The following is an 18816-nucleotide window of genomic DNA, read 5'->3' as shown; positions in this document are numbered from 1 at the left end:
CTTGAACAATATAAAATATGCAGTTTAATTATATCATAATAAAAAACCATGGATATGGAATCATTTCAAAGACATCAAATTATTATCTAACCAATCTTTTTCACGGACATTCAATATGATCTAAAGAGTTCTCGTACATTCTTTTCAAAAATTTGATATACTATATTTATAATTCAGTAAAATATCAATAAGATTTAATTCAAATCTGAGAGGTGTGGTCTTATGGGTATCCCCTTAGTAAGCAATAAATTCAAGAAGGAAGAATCACAGTTAAAAACCATGTTGAACGAATATTCTGATCTGATAGATAGAAATTCTTTTTTGATTAAAGATAAAATTGAAGAAGTTAAAAAAGAATTTGAGACACTTTTCAATTTTGTGGTTGTAGGTAAAGTTAAAGCTGGTAAAAGTAGTTTTTTAAACGCTTTACTTGGAATTAAAGAAGGAGAAGAGAGTATCTTCGAGGTTGGACCAGGACCTCAGACTTCCAAAATAACAATCGTTCGAAAGGGTCAAGGGAACGTTGAAACAAGAGGTGATATGGTTACAATCTACAAAGATTTGGATTCTTTGGAAGGAATAGAGATAATAGACACCCCAGGAACGGACACAATAATGGAGAAACATGAAAAGATTACCAGAGATTTTTTAGAAAATAGCAATCTGATAATGTTTGTTTTCGACTCGAAAAATATATATACAAAAAGCGATTGGGAGTTGATCGAAAAGATCATCAAGGATTTGAAAAAAGATGTCATCTTTATTCTCTCCCAGAAGGATAGAGCTTCACAAGAAGAGATAGAAATGGCTAAAAAAGAGCTTATAAATAGATGCAACAAAATAGATTTGAAAGATCCCAAAATCTTTTTAACTTCAGCTAAGCTAGAAATTGAGTCTAAACCTGATAGTGGGTTCCAACAGGTTAGAGATTATATTTTTAACGAAATAGGTAGTCATGACAAGAAAAGAATGAAGTTGAAAACAATTATAGGTAAGATTAGATTTTCCGTTGACCAAAATAGCAACATTTTGAACGAAAAAATCGATGAATTGGAAGTTCTTGAGAGATATTATGAAACCCTTAATGCGTTTTTGGGAGAGAATCATTCTTTTTTTAATATTAGGTTTGATTCAATTAATGATGCTATAAAAAATTATTACTTGAATAAGTTAACTGATTTGAAAGATTCAATCTTAAACTTTTATAAGACGCAGAAAAAAGTGAAAGAAAATATCGAGTATGAGATTTCTCAATTCAAAAAAGAAGTATCAAAAACCCTGAACGATAGAATAACCAGAGAGATTTTAAACATTACTGATGAAGAAAAGAGCAGAATAAATAGATTTTTTGATAAGAAGGAAGTTGTAGATAGATTAGGAATCGATCCTTTCTTAAGGGAAAAGTTAAAGTTGGATGTTGATAAAGAGTTTATTATTTTTTCCAATGATTTAGAAAAAGAAATCAACAAAATTTTAGATAGAACCTTTAAAACAGTAACGTTTAAAAACAAAAATCTGTTGAACAGGTTATACATCTCAAGAAGTGTTCAAAAAAGATTGGATAATGAAATTTCTAATCAAATGAAGGCTTTAGAAAATACACTTAAATCTAATGTTGAATCTTTTTTAAATAGCTTACAGGTAAAAATGCAAACAAGTATGTTTGAAAACTACGAGGCATTTAAAAAGGAGATAAATAAGCTAGAACATTTCAAAGATCTAAAAGAAAGAATTGATGGATACTCAAGGCAATTGGAAGATATAGAGTCGTCTCTTAATAGTAAATCTTTTTAGATTATCTTTTTTATGATATAATATTTCTATATTTTTAGGTTTGTGGAGGTGCTTTCTTTTTTGTTTGATCCCAATTTTATTAGAAATATAGCAATAATTGCACATATTGATCATGGAAAAACAACCTTGATGGATAGAATACTGGAATTGACGCATTCAATAGACGAAAGAAACATGAGAGAACAGTATTTAGATTCAATGGACCTAGAAAGAGAGAAAGGAATTACTATAAAATCACATCCGGTCAAGGTTTTTTATACTGGAAAAGATGGAAATGAGTATGAGCTGAATATTTTAGATACCCCTGGGCATATTGATTTTACCTATGAAGTTTCAAGAAGTTTGGCAGCATGTGAAGGTGCTATTTTATTGGTCGATGCCACTCAAGGTGTTCAGGCTCAAACGGTTACCAACACGTATTTAGCGTTGGAGAACAATTTGGAGATCATAGGCGCAGTAAACAAAATAGATCTTCCCACTGCTAATATTGATGAAACAATGTTGGAAATAAACGATTTGGTTGGTATTGAAGCTGACTCTATAATCCCTATTAGTGCAAAAACTGGAGAGGGTGTCAAGGATTTACTGGAATTGATTATTCAAAAGGTCCCTTCTCCCCTTAGCAAAGGCAATACTTCAGACAAGTTGAAAGGTTTGATATTCGATGCTAAGTACGATAAGTATAAAGGAATCATCGTTTATTGCAGAATATTTGGCGGGAAGGTAAAAAAGGGTGATAAGATTAAATTAATGGCATCTGATGGAACCTATGAAGTTACAGAAGTTGGGATCTTTCATCCAGAGATGATAGAGACAGAGGATCTGTCCGCTGGCGAAATAGGTTATATTGTAGCCGGAATAAAAGATATTGAGCAAGCAAGAGTAGGAGATACAATTACTGATGCACTGAATCCCATAGAAAAACCTCTTCCTGGGTACAAAGAAGTAAAACCAATGGTATATGCGGGACTTTATCCAGGTTTACCCGAGTATTATGAGGAGTTAAGAAAGGCTCTTGAAAAGTTGAAATTGAACGATGCCTCTCTTTTGTTCACACCTGAAAGTTCCCCCGCGATGGGATATGGTTTTAGGGTAGGTTTTTTGGGCTTACTTCACATGGAAGTTGTTAAAGAACGTTTACAAAGGGAGTTTGAGCTTGCCGTTATCCTCACTGTTCCGAGTGTAATTTACAAAGCCAAGCTAAGAAACGGGGAAGAAATAGAAATTACAAATCCTTCAGAGTTTCCTGATGAAGATTTGATAGAGAAAGTTTACGAACCTTTTAGCAAGTTGGATATTATCACGCCGCCTGATTATATGGGAGATTTAATTAATCTTGCTCAGGTCGAAAAAAGAGGTAATTTTTCTCATGTATCAAATGCAGGTAAAAATCGGGTAGTTTTACATTTTGAAATTCCTTTGGCTGATTTGATCTTCGATTTTTTTGATAAGATGAAGGCTATCAGTAAAGGTTACGCCTCTATGGATTACGAGATAACTGGATACAAAGAGTCTAATTTAGTGAAGTTAGAAATTTTAATAAATAGAGAGAAGGTTGATGCCTTATCTTACGTAGTTCATGAGAGCCAGAGTTATACACTTGCAAGGAAATTAGTGGATAAATTAAAAGATTTAATCCCCAGACATCAGTTCGAGATACCTATCCAAGCATATTGTAAGGGTAAGATAATAGCGAGATCCACTATTAAAGCCTTAAGAAAAGATGTCCTTCAAAAGTGTTATGGTGGAGATGTGACGAGAAAGATGAAATTGCTAGAAAAGCAAAAAGAGGGTAAAAAAAGAATGAGAGAGATTGGTAAGGTTAATATTCCTCAAGAGGCATTCTTGGCTTTGTTGAAGGTCAATGAAGATGAAGAATAAATTTGGAGGTGTCAAAGTTGGCAGGAAATTTAAAAGAGAGTAAAAGTAAGGGTAGAAATATCTACAGAATAATCTTATGGATTGGCGGATTGGCTTCTTTATTTGTGTTTTCCTTGGTTATTAACCAACCATGGCTTCTTTTCGTTATAACCATTGTAGCTCTTTTGAGTAAAGAGTGGCTGTTGGCGTTTATAATTACTGGAATAAGAGGAACAGGTATTTTTGGAGTCATGGGAGAGGTTGAAATGTTGTGGATTACATTATGTATATTTTTTATATTCATTTGGGGTCTTTTCAGATTCTTCTTTGATACTGATAGATTTTTGAGAAAAAAGGTAAGAAGTTTACACACGAATCAGGAAAAAGAAAAGGTGTAGAGTTTCTACACCTTTTTAAGTTGTTTTTTATAGTCAACTTTGTTTGATGTTGTATTTTCTTTTTATCCTTTTGATCTCGTCTCGGTACCTTGCTGCTTCTTCGTATTTTAATTCGGATGCTGCTTCGTACATTTTTTCTTCAAGCATAGCTAAGTAATCATCTGGAGAGAGGTTTTCCTCTACGGCGAATATATAATCTTCTTCTTTTACCTCGTTATCTTTGAATGGGGCAAACATATCTTCTGGTAATTTTTTAATGATACTTCTTGGAGTGATGTTGTTTTCCCTATTGAAATGAATCTGTATTTCTCTTCTTCTATTTGTTTCGTCGATAGCGGTTTTCATAGCCTCCGTTATTCTGTCGGCATATAGTAATACCTTCCCTTCGACGTTTCTTGCGGCCCTACCAATCGTTTGAATCAATGTTGTTTCAGATCTTAAAAATCCTTCTCTATCTGCATCCATTATGGCAACCAGAGAAACTTCAGGTAAATCTAATCCTTCTCTTAGTAAGTTTACACCAACAACCACTTCAATTTCGCCGTTTCTTAACTTTTTTACTACCTCTGATCTCTCAATTGTGTCGAGTTCAGAGTGTAGATACAGTGATTTAATTCCCATTAGGTTTAAATGATCTGAGAGAATTTCTGCATCTTTCTTTGTTAAAACCACCGCTAGAGCCCTTTCTCCTCTTTCTACAACATGTTTTACTTCGGAAATGAAGTCGTCCACTTGCCCTTCTGTTGACTTTACTTCAACCTTTGGATCCACAAGTCCTGTAGGTCTGATGATTTGTTCAACAATTTGGTCTGATACTTCCATTTCGAAGGGACCTGGAGTAGCTGATACAAAGATAATTTGATTGGTTCTTTCTAAAAATTCTTCGAATCTCAAAGGTCTGTTATCTAAGGCAGATGGTAGCCTAAACCCGTATTCAACCAGGTTTTTCTTCCTTGCGTAATCTCCTCTGAACATTGCCCTTAACTGTGGTACGGCTATATGGGATTCGTCGATAAAGGTAATAAAATCCTCGTCGAAGTAATTTAAAAGAGTCCACGGAGGGTCTCCAGGATTTCTTCCATCGAAATACCTTGAATAATTTTCTATACCTTTGCAGTATCCTAGTGTTTGAAGAAATTCCATATCTTGTCTTACCCTTTGCTCTATTCGTTGAGCCTCCAAAAGTTTGCCTTCCCTTTTAAAATATTCTATTTGGGTTTGCAGATCGGCATTTATTCTTTCAATAGCTGAAAAGATTTTTTCATCACTAGTTACGAATTCTTTCGCTGGATAAATAGTAATTTTATCAAATTCTTCTATTATGGTTCTGTTGAATACGTCCAGTGCTTCGATCTTTTCGACTTCGTTATCAAAAAAAGTTACCCTTATTCCAAAATCTTCGTAGGGAGGGAATATTTCTAAAACATCACCTTTCCATCTGAACGTTCCACCGAGATAATCTTTTTCTTGCCTTGTGTATTGCATTTTACCTAGTTTAATAAGTATCTCTCTTCTAGAATACTCTTCGTTCACTCGCAGATAAAGATTTATGTTGGAAAAGTCATCAGGGTTTCCCGACGCATAGATAGCTGAAACACTTGAAACTACAATTACGTCTCTCCTTGTTAAAACTGATTTTAACGTCGAAAGCCTCATTTTGACTAAAATATCGTTTATGTCAGCATTTTTTTCTATGTATATGTCTCGAGAAGGGATATAGGCTTCTGGTTGATAGTAATCGTAGTAACTTATAAAAAATTCTACTTTATTTTCAGGAAAAAACTCTTTGAATTCGTTGTACAGCTGAACGGCTAAGATTTTATTCGGAGAGAGAACTAAAGTTGGTCGATTCACGTTTGCAATAATATTAGCCATTGTATAGGTTTTGCCAGATCCAGTAACGCCCAGTAAAGTTTGAAATCTATAATTTTCATTGATCCCAGAAGAGAGCTCTTCTATTGCTTTTGGTTGATCTCCTTGAGGTTCGTATTCTGAACGAAGCTTAAACACAATAAACACACCTCCATTCAACCTCTGCTTTAGATTCTAATAGATTTAGAATCTAAAGGTAAATCCTGCGCTTATTTTAAAATTATTTGTCGTTTCTATATTTCCTACTTCTTCTATGGGGAATAAGAAATTGTATCCTGCCTCCATGTATAATCCAAAGGTTTCGTTCATATAATAACTATAATCGATAACTGGTGTGAGTTTAAAGTAAACAGCCGACGAATCATCCGAAGCTGTAACACTTTTCACCCCTGCTAAGATTCCCAACAAAAGAGTTACATCTGTTTCTGATATATAGTTAAGATAGCCAACTTTGAAATCAAAATCTCCATCAAATGTGTTTTCATCGAACAAGAACACAAAAGAAAATCCAGTATATAAATGTTCATAATTATCGAATCCTGCTTCGAACCCTACACCGTTCTTTTTAAATCCTTCGTTCACGTAATATATTCTTGTGATGGTTCTTATTGGAGAAAGAGTTGGATTTTCTAATACGTAAACATTTTCATCTTGGTAGTTGAAATTTTTTGGGACTTCAAGTATCTTCAACAAACTGTTGTTATCCCAGACTTCTTCGGCTATTAATTTCCCATCGTGAAGGTCATAGAACTCCCCATTTAATTCTTTAGTGATTACAAATTCAAACATCATACCTTCTCTTATTCCAACATTTCTGCCAGCATCTATATGAACATATTTATTTTCTAAAGTGATAATATTGGCTTTTATTTTAAAAAGTTTGTTCAACTCTGTAGCGACAGAAGATGCAAGATTATTGGCAGCATATTTTCTTGAATAGTATAACGCTTCAAAATCGCTTGTACTAGCATTTATATATGAGGTGCCACTTGAAGTAAGAAGTTTGGAATAGATATTTTCTCCTGTTGAAATTTTGACGACGCTGACCTTCGCTAGTATGCGATACTCCCACCATATTAATTCTTCGGTTTTTTCTAAGTCAGGGAAGCTTTCAAGTATTTGAATATGGACTAAAAAATCAGCATCTAGTTTTTTCTTCAGGTAATCTTCGTTTTCAATCATTTCTCTAAGATTTTCTAATAACAGATCATCTTTTGTTAATACCTTATATTTTCCTTGTTTTTCAAGATCGTTTTTTAAATATTGTTCCAACAAGGAACCGATACTGGAATCACCTTCCGTGTAAATCAAAAAACTTCTTCTTAGATCGATAACTTCGCTCGATTGAGAAAAAAGTTGCAATAAAAAGATAGAAACAAAAATAGTTAAGATGAAAATCTTTTTCAATTTTAATCATCCTCTCAATTTTAAATAGATGAAATTTTTTCAGCTAATTCCTTTTTCCCTGTTTTTATAGCACATTTATACAATTGCATCTTTTCATTAAATATTATACCAGCTTCCCAAAGAGTTTTTTCATCCAGCAAAACAAAATCATCAAAATTGCCTTTAAAAGCTTCTTCACCATTTTTTAACAACAGTACGTTAGGTTTCAAACTGGCGAATTCATCTATCCAGTGAGTTGATATTATTATGGTCTTTCCTAAGTTGCGAAGTTCTTTTATAAGGTTGAATATAGAAGTTTTTGTCAGGTAATCCAATCCAACAGTGGGTTCGTCAAAGATTATATAATCAGGGTTGTAGGAGAGAACAGAGATAATCGCTACCTTTCTCATTTCTCCTCCTGAGAGTTCGAATGGATTTTTTTCAAGGTACGATTCCGGTAATTTAACTAGCTCTAAATAGTACTTTAGTAAATCATCACTTAGTTGAACCCCAAAATTTTTTGGTGCAAACATTATTTCTTCTTTTACGGTAGGAAGAAAAAATTGGGATTCTGGGTATTGAAAAACTATGCCAATTTTCTTTCTTATATCTTTGATGTTGACCTTTTTGTCTTTTGTGGATAATCCCTCAACTAACACTCTTCCTTGTTGAGGTATGAGTAAGCCGTTCATTAAACTCATCAACGTAGTTTTCCCGGATCCTGTATGTCCAACGAATAACCACAAATCACCTTTCTTAATTTCCACATTTATATTTGCTAGGGCTGTCTTTTGAAAAGGTGTATTCAATGCGTAAGTAAAACTTACATTTTCAAGTATTATCGACATATTTCATCAACCAACTTTTTTAAATCGGTGTGGAATTGTCTATTTATTTTTTCATTGAAAGGTAGCTCAGATTGGATAACGTTATTCTTGTAAAATTGATCCTTGTCTCCTTCATAAACAATCTCTCCATCGTTAAGGGCGATGATTTTGTCTACATGTTCAAGGTCAGAAGAATGATGAGAGGCAATTATAATCGTTTCTCCTATTTCTCTGAGATTGCGTATAACTTTGTAAATTTCATTTCGACCTTTTGGATCTAGCATTGAAGTAGGTTCATCCATGAGTATAATTTCAGGATCCATAGCAAGTATGGATGCTGTTGCAAGTCTTTGTTTCTGCCCTCCAGATAATGCATTGGGGTCTGCGTGGTTCAACCCTTCTAACCCTACCGTTGAAAGGGCCCACTCGATTCTTTCTAGCATTTTTTCTCTTGGGACCCCTATGTTTTCTAACCCAAAAGCCACGTCCTCTTCGACGGTGACCCCTATAATTTGATTTTCAGGGTTTTGAAAAATATAACCTACCTTTATTCTATTATGTTCATCTAATTTTTGATCTTTGATAATTACTTCTCCCTCTTGAGGGGATAAAATACCACATAGAAGCTTTAGAAGCGTAGATTTTCCACTTCCATTACTCCCAACTAAACCGATAAACTCACCTTTTTTGACGTCTAAATTGATATTTGTTAGTACTTTTTTTTCATAATAACTGAAAGAAAGATTTTTGCATCCAAAAAACATCTTAGCCCCTCTTTATCGAAAGATAAACTCTAAAACCTCCAGATTTTTCTAACTCTTTTACGTTGCCAAAAATTTGTTTCATGTAGTTTTCTAAGCCTTTTCCACCTTTATTGTGGTAAGCAACTAAATATATCTTGCCATTCTCATTCAAATGGTAATAGGATTCTTCGATTAGTTCATGTAATACATCCTTACCTGCAACTATTGGAGGGTTGGTGACAATAACATCGAAGTAGTTACCTTCCCATGGTTTGAATAGATTTCCTTGTTTGATCACAGCGTTCACGTTATTGTTTTTGGCGTTTATTTTAGAAAAATCAACTGCTCTGTTATTTATGTCACTCATATACAGATCAATGTCAGGAAATTCTTTTTTTAAGGCTATACCTATTGCCCCGTATCCGCATCCCATGTCTAAAACTTTTTCATTTGTTAGTTCTACTTTTTCAATCAATAAAATACTTGCCCTGTCTATCCTTTTCTTTCCATATACTCCGGATGGGGCTTTAAATAGATACTTATGCCCATTTCTTAATTTTAAAACCAACTCTTTTACCGTTAGTTCTGACGTTGGGTTTTCACTGTAGTAATGCTCAAAAGAAGGTGTTTTTTTAATTTTTTTTTCTTTAGCAGGGTTCAGATCATTATTAACTTTTCTGATTACTTCATCAACTTTCATGAAAGCGATATCTTCAGGACCGTATATTTGAACATCTTCATATTCGTTATTATTTTTCTTTTTTTGAGTCAATTTATTCGTACCTCCAAAATTATTAAAGATGGCTGGGTTTCCCTGCTGCACATAGAAATCTCCGCTTATGGCTGCTCCCTTCCGGGCCTGACCAGTTTCACGGGTTCCTATTGCGCAGGACCCAGCCTCCTGTAATGGTGCTTTCATATTATATCATTTCATTGTTGAAAAATCAATTAATCTTGTTAAAAGCTATGTTAATCTTAAAAATCATCGGGATTTGCCCCAAATCTTTTACTCTGATCTAAATTGTCTATTATCCTCATTTCTTCTTCTGTTAGTTCGAAGTCGAAAATATCGGCATTTTCTTTTATTCTTTCCTTGTGTACAGATTTGGGAATAGTTACCACGCCATGTTGCAGGTCCCATCTTAATACTATTTGTGCGGGAGTTTTTTTATACTTATTTGCTATATCAACTAACTGGGGTATATTTAGAACTCTTCCTCTCATTAAAGGACTCCAAGCTTCAAGCTGTATTTTGTTTCTTTGACAATAATCTAAAAGATCTCTTTGCAATAAGTATGGATGAAATTCTACTTGATTCACCATAGGGGTAATTTCACAGTTGTTTATTATATCTTGGAGATGATGAATTAAAAAATTACTCACACCAATAGCCCTTACTCTACCTTCCTTATATAACTTTTCAAGGGCTTTCCAGGTTTCTATATATTTTCCACTTACAGGCCAGTGAATTAAATATAAATCTAAATAATCTGTTCCCAATCTTTTTAATGAATTCTCAAAAGAGTTTAAAGTGCTTTCGAAACCTTGATTCGTATTCCATACTTTGGAGGTTATAAAAATTTCATCTCTCGGTATTTTACTCTGTCTGATTGCTTTACCTATCTCTTCTTCGTTTTCGTACATTTCTGCGGTATCTATCAACCTGTATCCTATACTTAAAGCGTACTTTACACCCTCTATCAATTCATCTCCATGAGCTTTGTATGTCCCATAGCCCAACCAAGGGATTTTCACTTTGTTGGCTAATTCCGCTTTATCATAGATGCTTGTAATTCGCATAGATCAACCCCCTTGTTTTTATGATTTATCTTGATTTTGTTTTTTTTCATTCAACTTCAAATAACAATCTCTACATACAGCGATATATTTTTCAAATCCACCAACATCTATTTCTCCACCATTTTCCACAATTTTGTAAGATATTGTTGCCTTGTACTCTCCACATTCATGGCAAACAGCTTTCTTTTTAATCACAGTGTCTGCATGAGCCATTAAAAGGGAGGTAACTTTGAATGGATTATTTTTATAACTCAAATCCAGGCCTGCACAATAAACATCCTTACCAGAATTGATCATCTCCACAACAACTTCTCTAAGAGGCTCGTCTAAAAACTGGATTTCATCAATAAAAACCGCCTTTTCGTCTCCATCAAGTTGGGGCAAAATTTCAGCGGAATTATTAATGGGGATGGCTTTAACGGATGTATTAGAGTGGGATACAATAAAAGTTTCGTTGTATCTGTTATCTAACAAAGGTTTAAAGACTTTTATCTTCTTTTTCCCGAGGGTGTAGATTTCAATGAAAGAAATTAATTCGGAAGTTTTGCCAGAATACATAGGTCCAACAATTACTACTAAATTACCTGTTGCCATATTAAAGTTTCACATCCCTTTTTTCATTAGTTTTAATCAAATTTTTCTGATAATAGTTGATCAATTTCATCTAAAGACTCTTTCCACAATGTTTCTATTCCAAAATCATTCAGAATTTCTAAGGAAGGGGTTCTAAATATAAAATAGTCCTTGTAATTGAATCTTCCTATGGAAACAACGTAGAGCACATACGAAGCAATCGCCTTGATGGGATACCATTTGTATAAGAAGAAAAAGTTTTTCAAAAAAACATCATACAAACTTTTAATATTTACATCTGCTACCTCGTAATAGTCGTAAAGAACTTCATCAAAGATCCTCATAAACCTTGCTGGTAATTTATTAGGGAAAAAATGCTTGTCTAACCTGAAAACAGTGGTGTTCCACTCTTTTTTCAATAAAGCTGCATCGATCAAAGTTTCTATTTTAGTATGTGATTTGCCAGTGTTTCTTTCTATAATATGTATTCGTGGATGTATTTTCATATCAAGATAAGAATGTAAGTATAAACCTAAGGCATACTCTGGGCTTTCCTTTTGAATCTCTTTTATAAACCTTGTTAAATCAACATTATGCAACGTTTCACCAATAATGTGATATTTAGGATCAGAAATATCGTAATAAAAAATATCTGGACCCATCAGTCCAAGATTAAACATTTTCACATTTTTCAAACTGTTTGGAAAAATCTTATGACCGAAGATAATGTGTGTTAAATATCCTGGCATCCCTTAACTCCTTCATATGCTTTCTCTTTTTTATTTTATCATATTTTTGGTATGGTTTGACATATCCATTAGTAAAACAAAGTGCGCATCGATTACAAGAAACTTTTTTATACAATATATTATTATTATTTTCCATTATTGCCTATGTAAAACTTCATTTTGCCTCGCCTTAATTACCTGCTATTTTCGAAAGATTATCTTCATTTTTCTTTTTTCTTAATCCCAATAATTTCTTTTTTATAGTCATGTGAGGAAAGAAAATTTGTTGAAATAAATAAGTAAATAATGTTACCATCTTTTTAATTTTTTCAATCTCCGACTGATAATTTTCACTTAATAAAGTTTTTCTATTATGCCAATCTTCTATCAAATATCAAACTTTTGTCTTGCAAGGGAACACTATATTTTCTAAATTGAGCAATATAAGGCTTTTCATCTGAAAGTAATTGGCTATGAAAAATTTTAATTTCTTCTCCATAGCATTCTCTTTCAATACTTTTCTATCAAAAATTATTATCTATAACCTGCAGTTCCAATTTCCTAATGCAAGGAAGAAGTTTTCCCCCTCAAACTCGTTTTCTGTTTCTTTTCATAAATATCTAACAAATGAAAATGCTTCCTCAAAATCCCCTATTTTTCTAAATTCATTAGCTTTTTGTACCTGTTCTGTTATATTATATATATATTCTACGTTTCGACTATTTGTTAAGGACATCATTAGTTGTTTTGAAATGTAATTTGGCTACTTTTCTGAGAATATCTTCTCCATATGTGGCAACAATCTTCTTCCCACTTTCTATAACTGTCTGCGATGCACCTTTAGACAAGTTTATTTTATATTCATTTGATAGTTTAGATAGTTTTTCTAAAAACCTTGCTCGTGCCAGAATCGATGCTGCTGCCACAGCTATGTTTTGTTCGGCTTTGTGCATCTGTATAAGTCTTAGGTTTTTACCTTTTTCCTGAAGTTTACTAAGGATAAAGCTTTCATCTGCAAATTGATCAGCGATTGCAACCTTACAATCAACTTTTGAAAGTACTTCTTCTATAGCTTTTGCATGTCCCCAGGCAAGTAATGTATTTAGACTTTTCTTTTCCTTTTTTAATTGCTCATATAAGTTATTATATTTTTCCGGAGATATTTCAATAATCGCAAAGCGCCCTTTACATATTTTAGTTACTTTCTGGGCAAGTTCTAAGTTCTTAGCATCGCTAAGTTTCTTACTATCCTTTACGCCACATTCAATCAATTTTTTTGCAGATTGCTCATTTACATAGACACCAGCGCTAACTAAGGGCCCGAAGAAATCACCTTTCCCCGATTCATCTGTGCCGATAATAGGGAATCCTAGTCCAACATTTTTATTTAAATTTTTTGAACCAGATGGTATTTCTTTACTTTCTATCAAAGTTTGGATTTTTATCACATTTGCTTTACTATTAAGTTGCGAATAATCGATTTTCAAAACACCCTTCTTGTTTTGATAAATTCTAATTAGTCCAGACCAGTTAAGAGTAGAGACGGTAAACTGCACACCATAAGCGATTTCTTTACAATCAGATACATTGAAATTGTTGCTTTCTAGTGCGGATCTTATATGTTTATAGCTCTCAAGAAGTTTATTTTTTGGCTGCATACAACTCATTCCTTATTTCGAGGAAATAAAGAATAAAGGTCATTGAAATAGTCAAATATTTCTTTTGTATCATTAAATATCTTGTTGACTATGTCCTCTGATTTTTCTTGCGAATCAACTTTGGTAATTTTACTCTCGTCACTATGCATCATAAAGTTTCTGTTCGTATCGAGACACACACTAATTCTTGTGAGCATTGTATCTGCATGTTTTTCTTTTTCACAAATAGCTTTTCTTTTTGGATTGCTTCTATCATTCAGACTGGAGAAATTTGCATTTTTTGTATTGAAATACCCTGCTTCGAAAAGCCCTATCCCAACAAGAAGTTTTTTTACAAAACCCTCAAATGCCTTTGATGCAGGCATTACTAAAGGGGAGAACTCAGGTAAAGGAATTTTAGTTAAGCAGAGACATTCGGAAGCTACAAACCATTTTCTATCATAAGTCTCAAGATAATTATAAACAATGCCTATTTTTTTCTTTACATTGTCTTCAGCTATATCTATGAGCTGAGGAGTATACTTAGCTGCAAAAAATTCCAAATTCTTTTCGTCGCTTGATATGAATCTGGCTATCACGTCCTTCTCTGATGGGTTAGCAATTCTTTCAATCAGGTTACAGCAATCCTCAAAAAGCTTATCCATTTTCCCTTGAAGTAATAAGGTGCCATTATTGTATTGGGTTAAAGTTATAGAAAAATTGTTCCTAGCAATTTTAGCTCTATATTCAATAGCAGAGTTTGGATTGTCGGTAATTTTCACTGTTGCTTCAAGCGTGTTTAAAGATTCTTTTATTTTTGTTCTGAGTTCAACCAGCATAATGTCGTATCTTGTCGCACATGGTTTGATCTCTGTTATCTCACCTCCAAGAAAAGACTGCGGATTATCTTCATAACGTGATTTCAGATTTTCCATTTCAGTCTTCAATGAGTTTTGCTTACCTTGAATGAGCACTGTACCTGTATAGTAGATTATTACTATTGTTCTATAGTAATAGTTTGATATATCAAGCCTCAAATCTTTTTCCTCTGAAGTTTGTTTGACTTGGTAGTTTTTACTAACACAGTAATCGGTAAACACTTTTGCTATCCTATCAGTATTTGAAACAGTTTTAGACATATCTTAAACCTCCTCAAACAATTCTATTACTCCCTTTAAAAAATATAAAACAGGCTTGAAACCTTATTTCTAGAATTCGAAAATTTTAAAAATACTTCCTTCATTCTAAGTTTCATCAGATCTGTTTTAGTACCCCTTAGCACGCAACAGGCCCACAAAAATAGAGAAGTTTTCGCCTTGTTGCCCTTTTAAAACCAAAATCTTATTTTTAAAAATCTTTTATTTCTAAAATTTCGACAATTTTATGTTTTTAATTCTTTTATTGCCTACCTCTAAAGGCATAACCCATGAGGTACCGGCGTATGTGAGTTTTCACCATAACAATAGCAAAGGTGAGACTGCGGGATTGCAAATAGCACCAAAGGAGTATATATGCACTGTTAGAAGGATTAAATTATACTTATACAAATAGGGTTTTTTTCTGAGCTATAACATCATTTATTTAGTGGCATAGGATAGAAATATCGACCATTTTCATCGAGTATATTTGATTTCATTACCTTTTCATACTATCTTTTAAAATACTTAGCTACATAAGAAGGTTTCTTATAATCGAACATCTTCTTAAATTCAAGTACCAATCCGTAGGCTTGAACTGTGTCAAGATGTTGATATTCCATCAATTCATCGAGTCTAACTTTATCTTTCTTGTAAGGTTGTTAGGATTTTTTAATAGCAAGTACGTTGTCATTTTTTATCTCTTGCCTAACGGTACATGATTATTCAATCCTTTGTTCCTATTTCGTTTCCCCTAACCATAATTTTGTGAAACGAACTAAAGTATAACTTTCAAAGAACAACGATTTTGATTGAAGAATTCTATCAAATTGAATTTCACTTTTATAGCATATAAGGAGCATATTCACAGTTATAACACAAAATAGTAATTTCTGTAAGAAAAGTGAACTTTATATTCTGTTTTGTATAATCAATTCTGACAAAGCTATACAAGAAAATAAAAGGTTTCAACAGCAACGGGTAAATGGCTCATTCGAAGTCCACCTCGTTGGTTTTTGATATTGATATCACCCGACATCTTTTAGAGTTGAAATCAACTCCTGAATGCTTTTAAATCTATATTTCTCAAAATCTTCTTGATTAATTCGCATGAAAGTCCATTTACTTTTTGTAATTTTAGTAGCATCTTCACACCACAATTTCATTCTTTTGTCTTTGTGTTTAACATCGATGTCTTCCCTACCCTTTGTTTCAACAATCAAATGTTCCTTTTTGTCTGTCAATGTGACGAAATCTGGGTAGTATAGCTTAAGATTTCCATCAGAATCTCTATATTCTACAAAAAAACCAATTTTGGGAACTATTTTACTGAACGCTAACACATCTTCAGCTCTGTCTAGGAACTTGGCAAAATCCAATTCAAAATCGTTATCGCAAAGAACATAGTTGAAGATACATCTATCAGCAGCATAAACCATTTTTGATGAGGGAAAAGGTGGCGTGTCTGAAAGTCTAATATAATATATCTTTTCTGGCTCCTTTTCTATAAAAGTCATATCTTTGAATGCTTCTACAAACAATCTTGTTAACAGTTCCTGAACCTCAGGAGTACTCAGCTTATAAAGAACTCTTGGGTCATCGAGGTCAACTTTTTCGCTGAATAGTTTTTCGACGACATATTTTTTCACGAGCGGGTAAAAGTTAGAAAATGCTCCTCTTATCTTCAACTGCTTGAGTATCTGGTCAGTATAATAGGCAATAACGCTTTTTGAATCCTGCGGTACAGGCAAATCCCATTTTCTTTTTATAATTTCCATTCCTTTTAGCATATCTACAGCCACATATTCCATTTCTAAGATTTTGTTTTCTAATGGTATTGCAACCGGAGGTAATTTATCAACCTCAACCACCTCCAATTGAAATTCCCTCAGGAGAATCCTCGGAGAGAGCACAGGAATCTCGATATCTTTATCCAGTTTATTCTCATCTACATATATAGTTGTTAAATTAAGGGATTTTCCAGTATCGAATTCAGCGAACTTGATACCCTCTTGGGTTTCTAATTCCTCAAGAATATCCATCAAGCCTGGTGGTCCAATAACTTCGAGGATGTTTATTGATTCATCAACATTTGCATCTTCTTCAAGGAACATTTTTCTTAAACCTCTCCCTATAACTTGTTCTGGGAGCACCTTCCTTTTTGATGTGTAAGATCGAAGTCCCACAATCACATTTACATTTCTAACGTCCCATCCCTCATTTAACATCATTGTGCTTACTATTGCTTCGTATGGATTTTTTTCAGGATCTGGATCATCAATTGTCTTTGCAAACTCTCTCGCTTTAGATAGATCTGCTTTTTTAACTTCTCCAGTGCTATTTGTAGGTATCAATAATACCTTATCTTTAAGGTCTGGAACAGCAGAGTTCAGATACTCATATATCTCATCTGCCTCTTCATTTTCTGGGCACTGAAAGAACAGTACTGACTTTTTTGATAAGGGCTTTAATTTATCCTTGTATTCCCTCCATCTTCTTATTCCCGCATCAATCCAAGCTCTGTATCTCTCAACTGTTTTTTTAGAAGCGATTTCTTTAGCACCCTTTACAAGCCCCTTCAGCGGCGATTTCACGATGTTCATTTCTATGGCTTGTTTCAGTGAAAAATCAACAATGATACATGGAAATAAAGCTCCATTTTCAGTTTTGGGGGTGGCAGAAAAGTCGAGTTCCATATTGATGCCTTTGCCATATTGAGAGACCAAGTCTTTGTTAAGTTCCTAAAGTATCTTCTTCCATGCTTTTTCAAAACTGTATATGTGGTGGGCTTCACTTTCAAGATCATTATATTAGGGCAAGTTGTAAAAACCTCTTTTATCCTGTTTTCCTGATAGATATCGGAAACATTATAAACCTCAGGTAATTCCATAACTTATCTATATACTGCTCTACTTCTTTCTTTTTACTCTCCCTTTGTTCTAACTGCTGAATATTGGTCAAAAACAACGTCGCTTCTGGAATTATATGGATTGGATCCTCCTTAAGGATCACTTTCAAGTCGAACTCCTCTTGCCACTCAGGAGGAATAAGCGGCAATTCTCGGAAAATCTTGCCATCTTTGAAATCTCTTGTCAGCCTATCATAAATTACATTTTTTTCTCCTGCTATGAACAGATACTTTGAGGTATAATCATCTTTGCTTTCTTTTTTATAATTGAAATACTGCCAAACAATGCTCAATGCCATTACATAGGTCTTACCAGAACCTGTAGCCATTTTGAAGGCATAAAGTGGATATTGATCATAGGAGGGGTCATAACCTTGTATAGGTCCAGCACCGAAATCCCTTGCTATATCAATGAAATTCCGTTTTTTCATTACTTCATAAATGTAAATCAGCTTTTCAATAGCTTCCCTCTGGCAAAACCAGAATTGAAATAGCTCTTTTTCTACAAAATGGTCTTCTTCAAACCAAAACTGCAGGAGTCTTTTTGTTGTGGGTGTAACTTTTGGATAGCCTTCTTCTCGCCATGTGTATACTGCTTTTCGGAGTTCGTTGACTAAATATGCCTTACCTGGGCGTCTCTGTTCGGGGTGTAAAAGATCAGTAGGTCTCATTATTTCCACTTTCCTTAAGTTCATCGGGAACTTTTATAGAAAAAAGCAGGTCATTTAGTATGTTTTTTAAAGGACTTACTAAATGAGGTAACAACATTCCCACAGCGCCCAAGAGTACGATCACAAACGTATTGAGGGTTTCTGTTAATCCTGGTGAAAAAAGATTTTTTACATCTGCGAGAGAAGTAATGTAAGCAACTGATATGCCAAATAACAAACTAGAGAGAAGACTTTTGTAATTGCCCGTAATCCATTCTCTTCTTTCTATCAGCAAGTACTTTATGTGTTTATATCGCAAGAAAAAAGTAAGGATTGCCAACGAAATCCCTATCATAGCAGTTATTAAAACCTGTTGATTAAATCTGCTCAATAAATACCAAGGAAGCGTAAAGAAAGATATCGATAATAAAATCCAAAAATAGCTTTGCCATTTAATCTTTCCTAAATAAATCTTGTTGGATTGGTTCTATCACGAAAATAGTG

The 18816-nt window shown here is 33.7% G+C and carries 16 protein-coding genes and 1 other RNA gene; 3 read left to right on the top strand and 14 right to left on the bottom strand.

The window, feature by feature from the left end; genetic code table 11:
* The first annotated feature begins 222 nt into the window (after window positions 1-222).
* From X928_RS04450 to X928_RS04440, 3 genes are read left to right on the top strand one after another with little or no spacing between them, the layout of a single operon-like run.
* A complete protein-coding gene (locus X928_RS04450) occupies window positions 223-1794 on the top strand; it encodes a dynamin family protein (protein ID WP_103078668.1) in 1572 nt (523 codons plus the stop codon).
* Between the two features lie 60 nt (window positions 1795-1854).
* On the top strand, window positions 1855-3675 hold the full coding sequence (gene lepA / locus X928_RS04445; protein WP_103078667.1) for a translation elongation factor 4: 1821 nt from the start codon (window positions 1855-1857) through the stop codon (window positions 3673-3675).
* Between the two features lie 17 nt (window positions 3676-3692).
* Window positions 3693-4052: a hypothetical protein gene (locus X928_RS04440; protein ID WP_103078666.1), complete on the top strand. Its 360-nt coding sequence runs from the start codon at window positions 3693-3695 to the stop codon at window positions 4050-4052.
* A 33-nt stretch (window positions 4053-4085) separates the two neighbouring features.
* Here X928_RS04440 and uvrB read toward each other — a convergent pair whose 3' ends face one another.
* The 14 genes from uvrB to X928_RS04370 all read right to left on the bottom strand — a co-directional run bounded on the left by uvrB (window position 4086) and on the right by X928_RS04370 (window position 18652).
* Window positions 4086-6062, bottom strand: a complete 1977-nt coding sequence (gene uvrB, locus X928_RS04435) for an excinuclease ABC subunit UvrB (protein WP_103078665.1) — start codon at window positions 6060-6062, stop codon at window positions 4086-4088.
* A gap of 45 nt (window positions 6063-6107) precedes the next feature.
* Entirely contained in the window at window positions 6108-7331 is a 1224-nt protein-coding gene (locus X928_RS04430; protein ID WP_103078664.1) for a hypothetical protein, read from the bottom strand.
* Between the two features lie 20 nt (window positions 7332-7351).
* Window positions 7352-8158: an ATP-binding cassette domain-containing protein gene (locus tag X928_RS04425; RefSeq protein WP_103078663.1), complete on the bottom strand. Its 807-nt coding sequence runs from the start codon at window positions 8156-8158 to the stop codon at window positions 7352-7354.
* A complete protein-coding gene (locus tag X928_RS04420; protein WP_103078662.1) occupies window positions 8149-8901 on the bottom strand; it encodes an energy-coupling factor ABC transporter ATP-binding protein in 753 nt (250 codons plus the stop codon). Before X928_RS04420 ends, X928_RS04425 begins: the two co-directional genes overlap by 10 nt.
* Before the next feature lies 1 nt (window position 8902).
* On the bottom strand, window positions 8903-9580 hold the full coding sequence (locus X928_RS04415) for a methyltransferase (protein WP_103078730.1): 678 nt from the start codon (window positions 9578-9580) through the stop codon (window positions 8903-8905).
* Window positions 9581-9679: 99 nt separating this feature from the next.
* Window positions 9680-9779, bottom strand: an RNA gene (ffs, locus tag X928_RS04410) — signal recognition particle sRNA small type.
* Between the two features lie 76 nt (window positions 9780-9855).
* The gene (locus tag X928_RS04405) at window positions 9856-10674 is read right to left on the bottom strand and encodes an aldo/keto reductase (RefSeq protein ID WP_103078729.1); all 819 of its coding nucleotides are present in this window, start codon (window positions 10672-10674) and stop codon (window positions 9856-9858) included.
* Window positions 10675-10698: 24 nt separating this feature from the next.
* The gene (locus tag X928_RS04400) at window positions 10699-11274 is read right to left on the bottom strand and encodes a thymidine kinase (RefSeq protein ID WP_103078661.1); all 576 of its coding nucleotides are present in this window, start codon (window positions 11272-11274) and stop codon (window positions 10699-10701) included.
* Between the two features lie 32 nt (window positions 11275-11306).
* A complete protein-coding gene (locus X928_RS04395) occupies window positions 11307-12002 on the bottom strand; it encodes a hypothetical protein (RefSeq protein WP_103078660.1) in 696 nt (231 codons plus the stop codon).
* A gap of 698 nt (window positions 12003-12700) precedes the next feature.
* Complete coding sequence (rnhC, locus tag X928_RS04385) at window positions 12701-13639, bottom strand: ribonuclease HIII (RefSeq protein WP_103078658.1); 939 nt, start codon at window positions 13637-13639, stop codon at window positions 12701-12703.
* A gap of 5 nt (window positions 13640-13644) precedes the next feature.
* Window positions 13645-14757, bottom strand: a complete 1113-nt coding sequence (locus X928_RS04380; RefSeq protein ID WP_103078657.1) for a type II toxin-antitoxin system RnlA family toxin — start codon at window positions 14755-14757, stop codon at window positions 13645-13647.
* Window positions 14758-15782: 1025 nt separating this feature from the next.
* The gene (locus X928_RS04375) at window positions 15783-17450 is read right to left on the bottom strand and encodes a DEAD/DEAH box helicase (protein ID WP_211286444.1); all 1668 of its coding nucleotides are present in this window, start codon (window positions 17448-17450) and stop codon (window positions 15783-15785) included.
* A gap of 139 nt (window positions 17451-17589) precedes the next feature.
* Window positions 17590-18333 carry a DEAD/DEAH box helicase family protein gene (locus X928_RS10165; protein WP_211286443.1) on the bottom strand — a complete coding sequence of 248 codons (744 nt, stop codon included), beginning with the start codon at window positions 18331-18333 and terminating at the stop codon, window positions 17590-17592.
* Complete coding sequence (locus X928_RS04370) at window positions 18320-18652, bottom strand: hypothetical protein (protein WP_146026629.1); 333 nt, start codon at window positions 18650-18652, stop codon at window positions 18320-18322. The genes X928_RS10165 and X928_RS04370 overlap by 14 nt, the downstream gene beginning before the upstream one ends.
* Window positions 18653-18816: the final 164 nt, after the last annotated feature.

Origin of the sequence: Petrotoga miotherma DSM 10691, assembly GCF_002895605.1 — a bacterium.
Lineage (GTDB): Bacteria > Thermotogota > Thermotogae > Petrotogales > Petrotogaceae > Petrotoga > Petrotoga miotherma.
The sequence above is the reverse complement of the archived record's forward strand: the minus strand, read 5'-3'. Positions and strand labels throughout refer to the sequence as shown.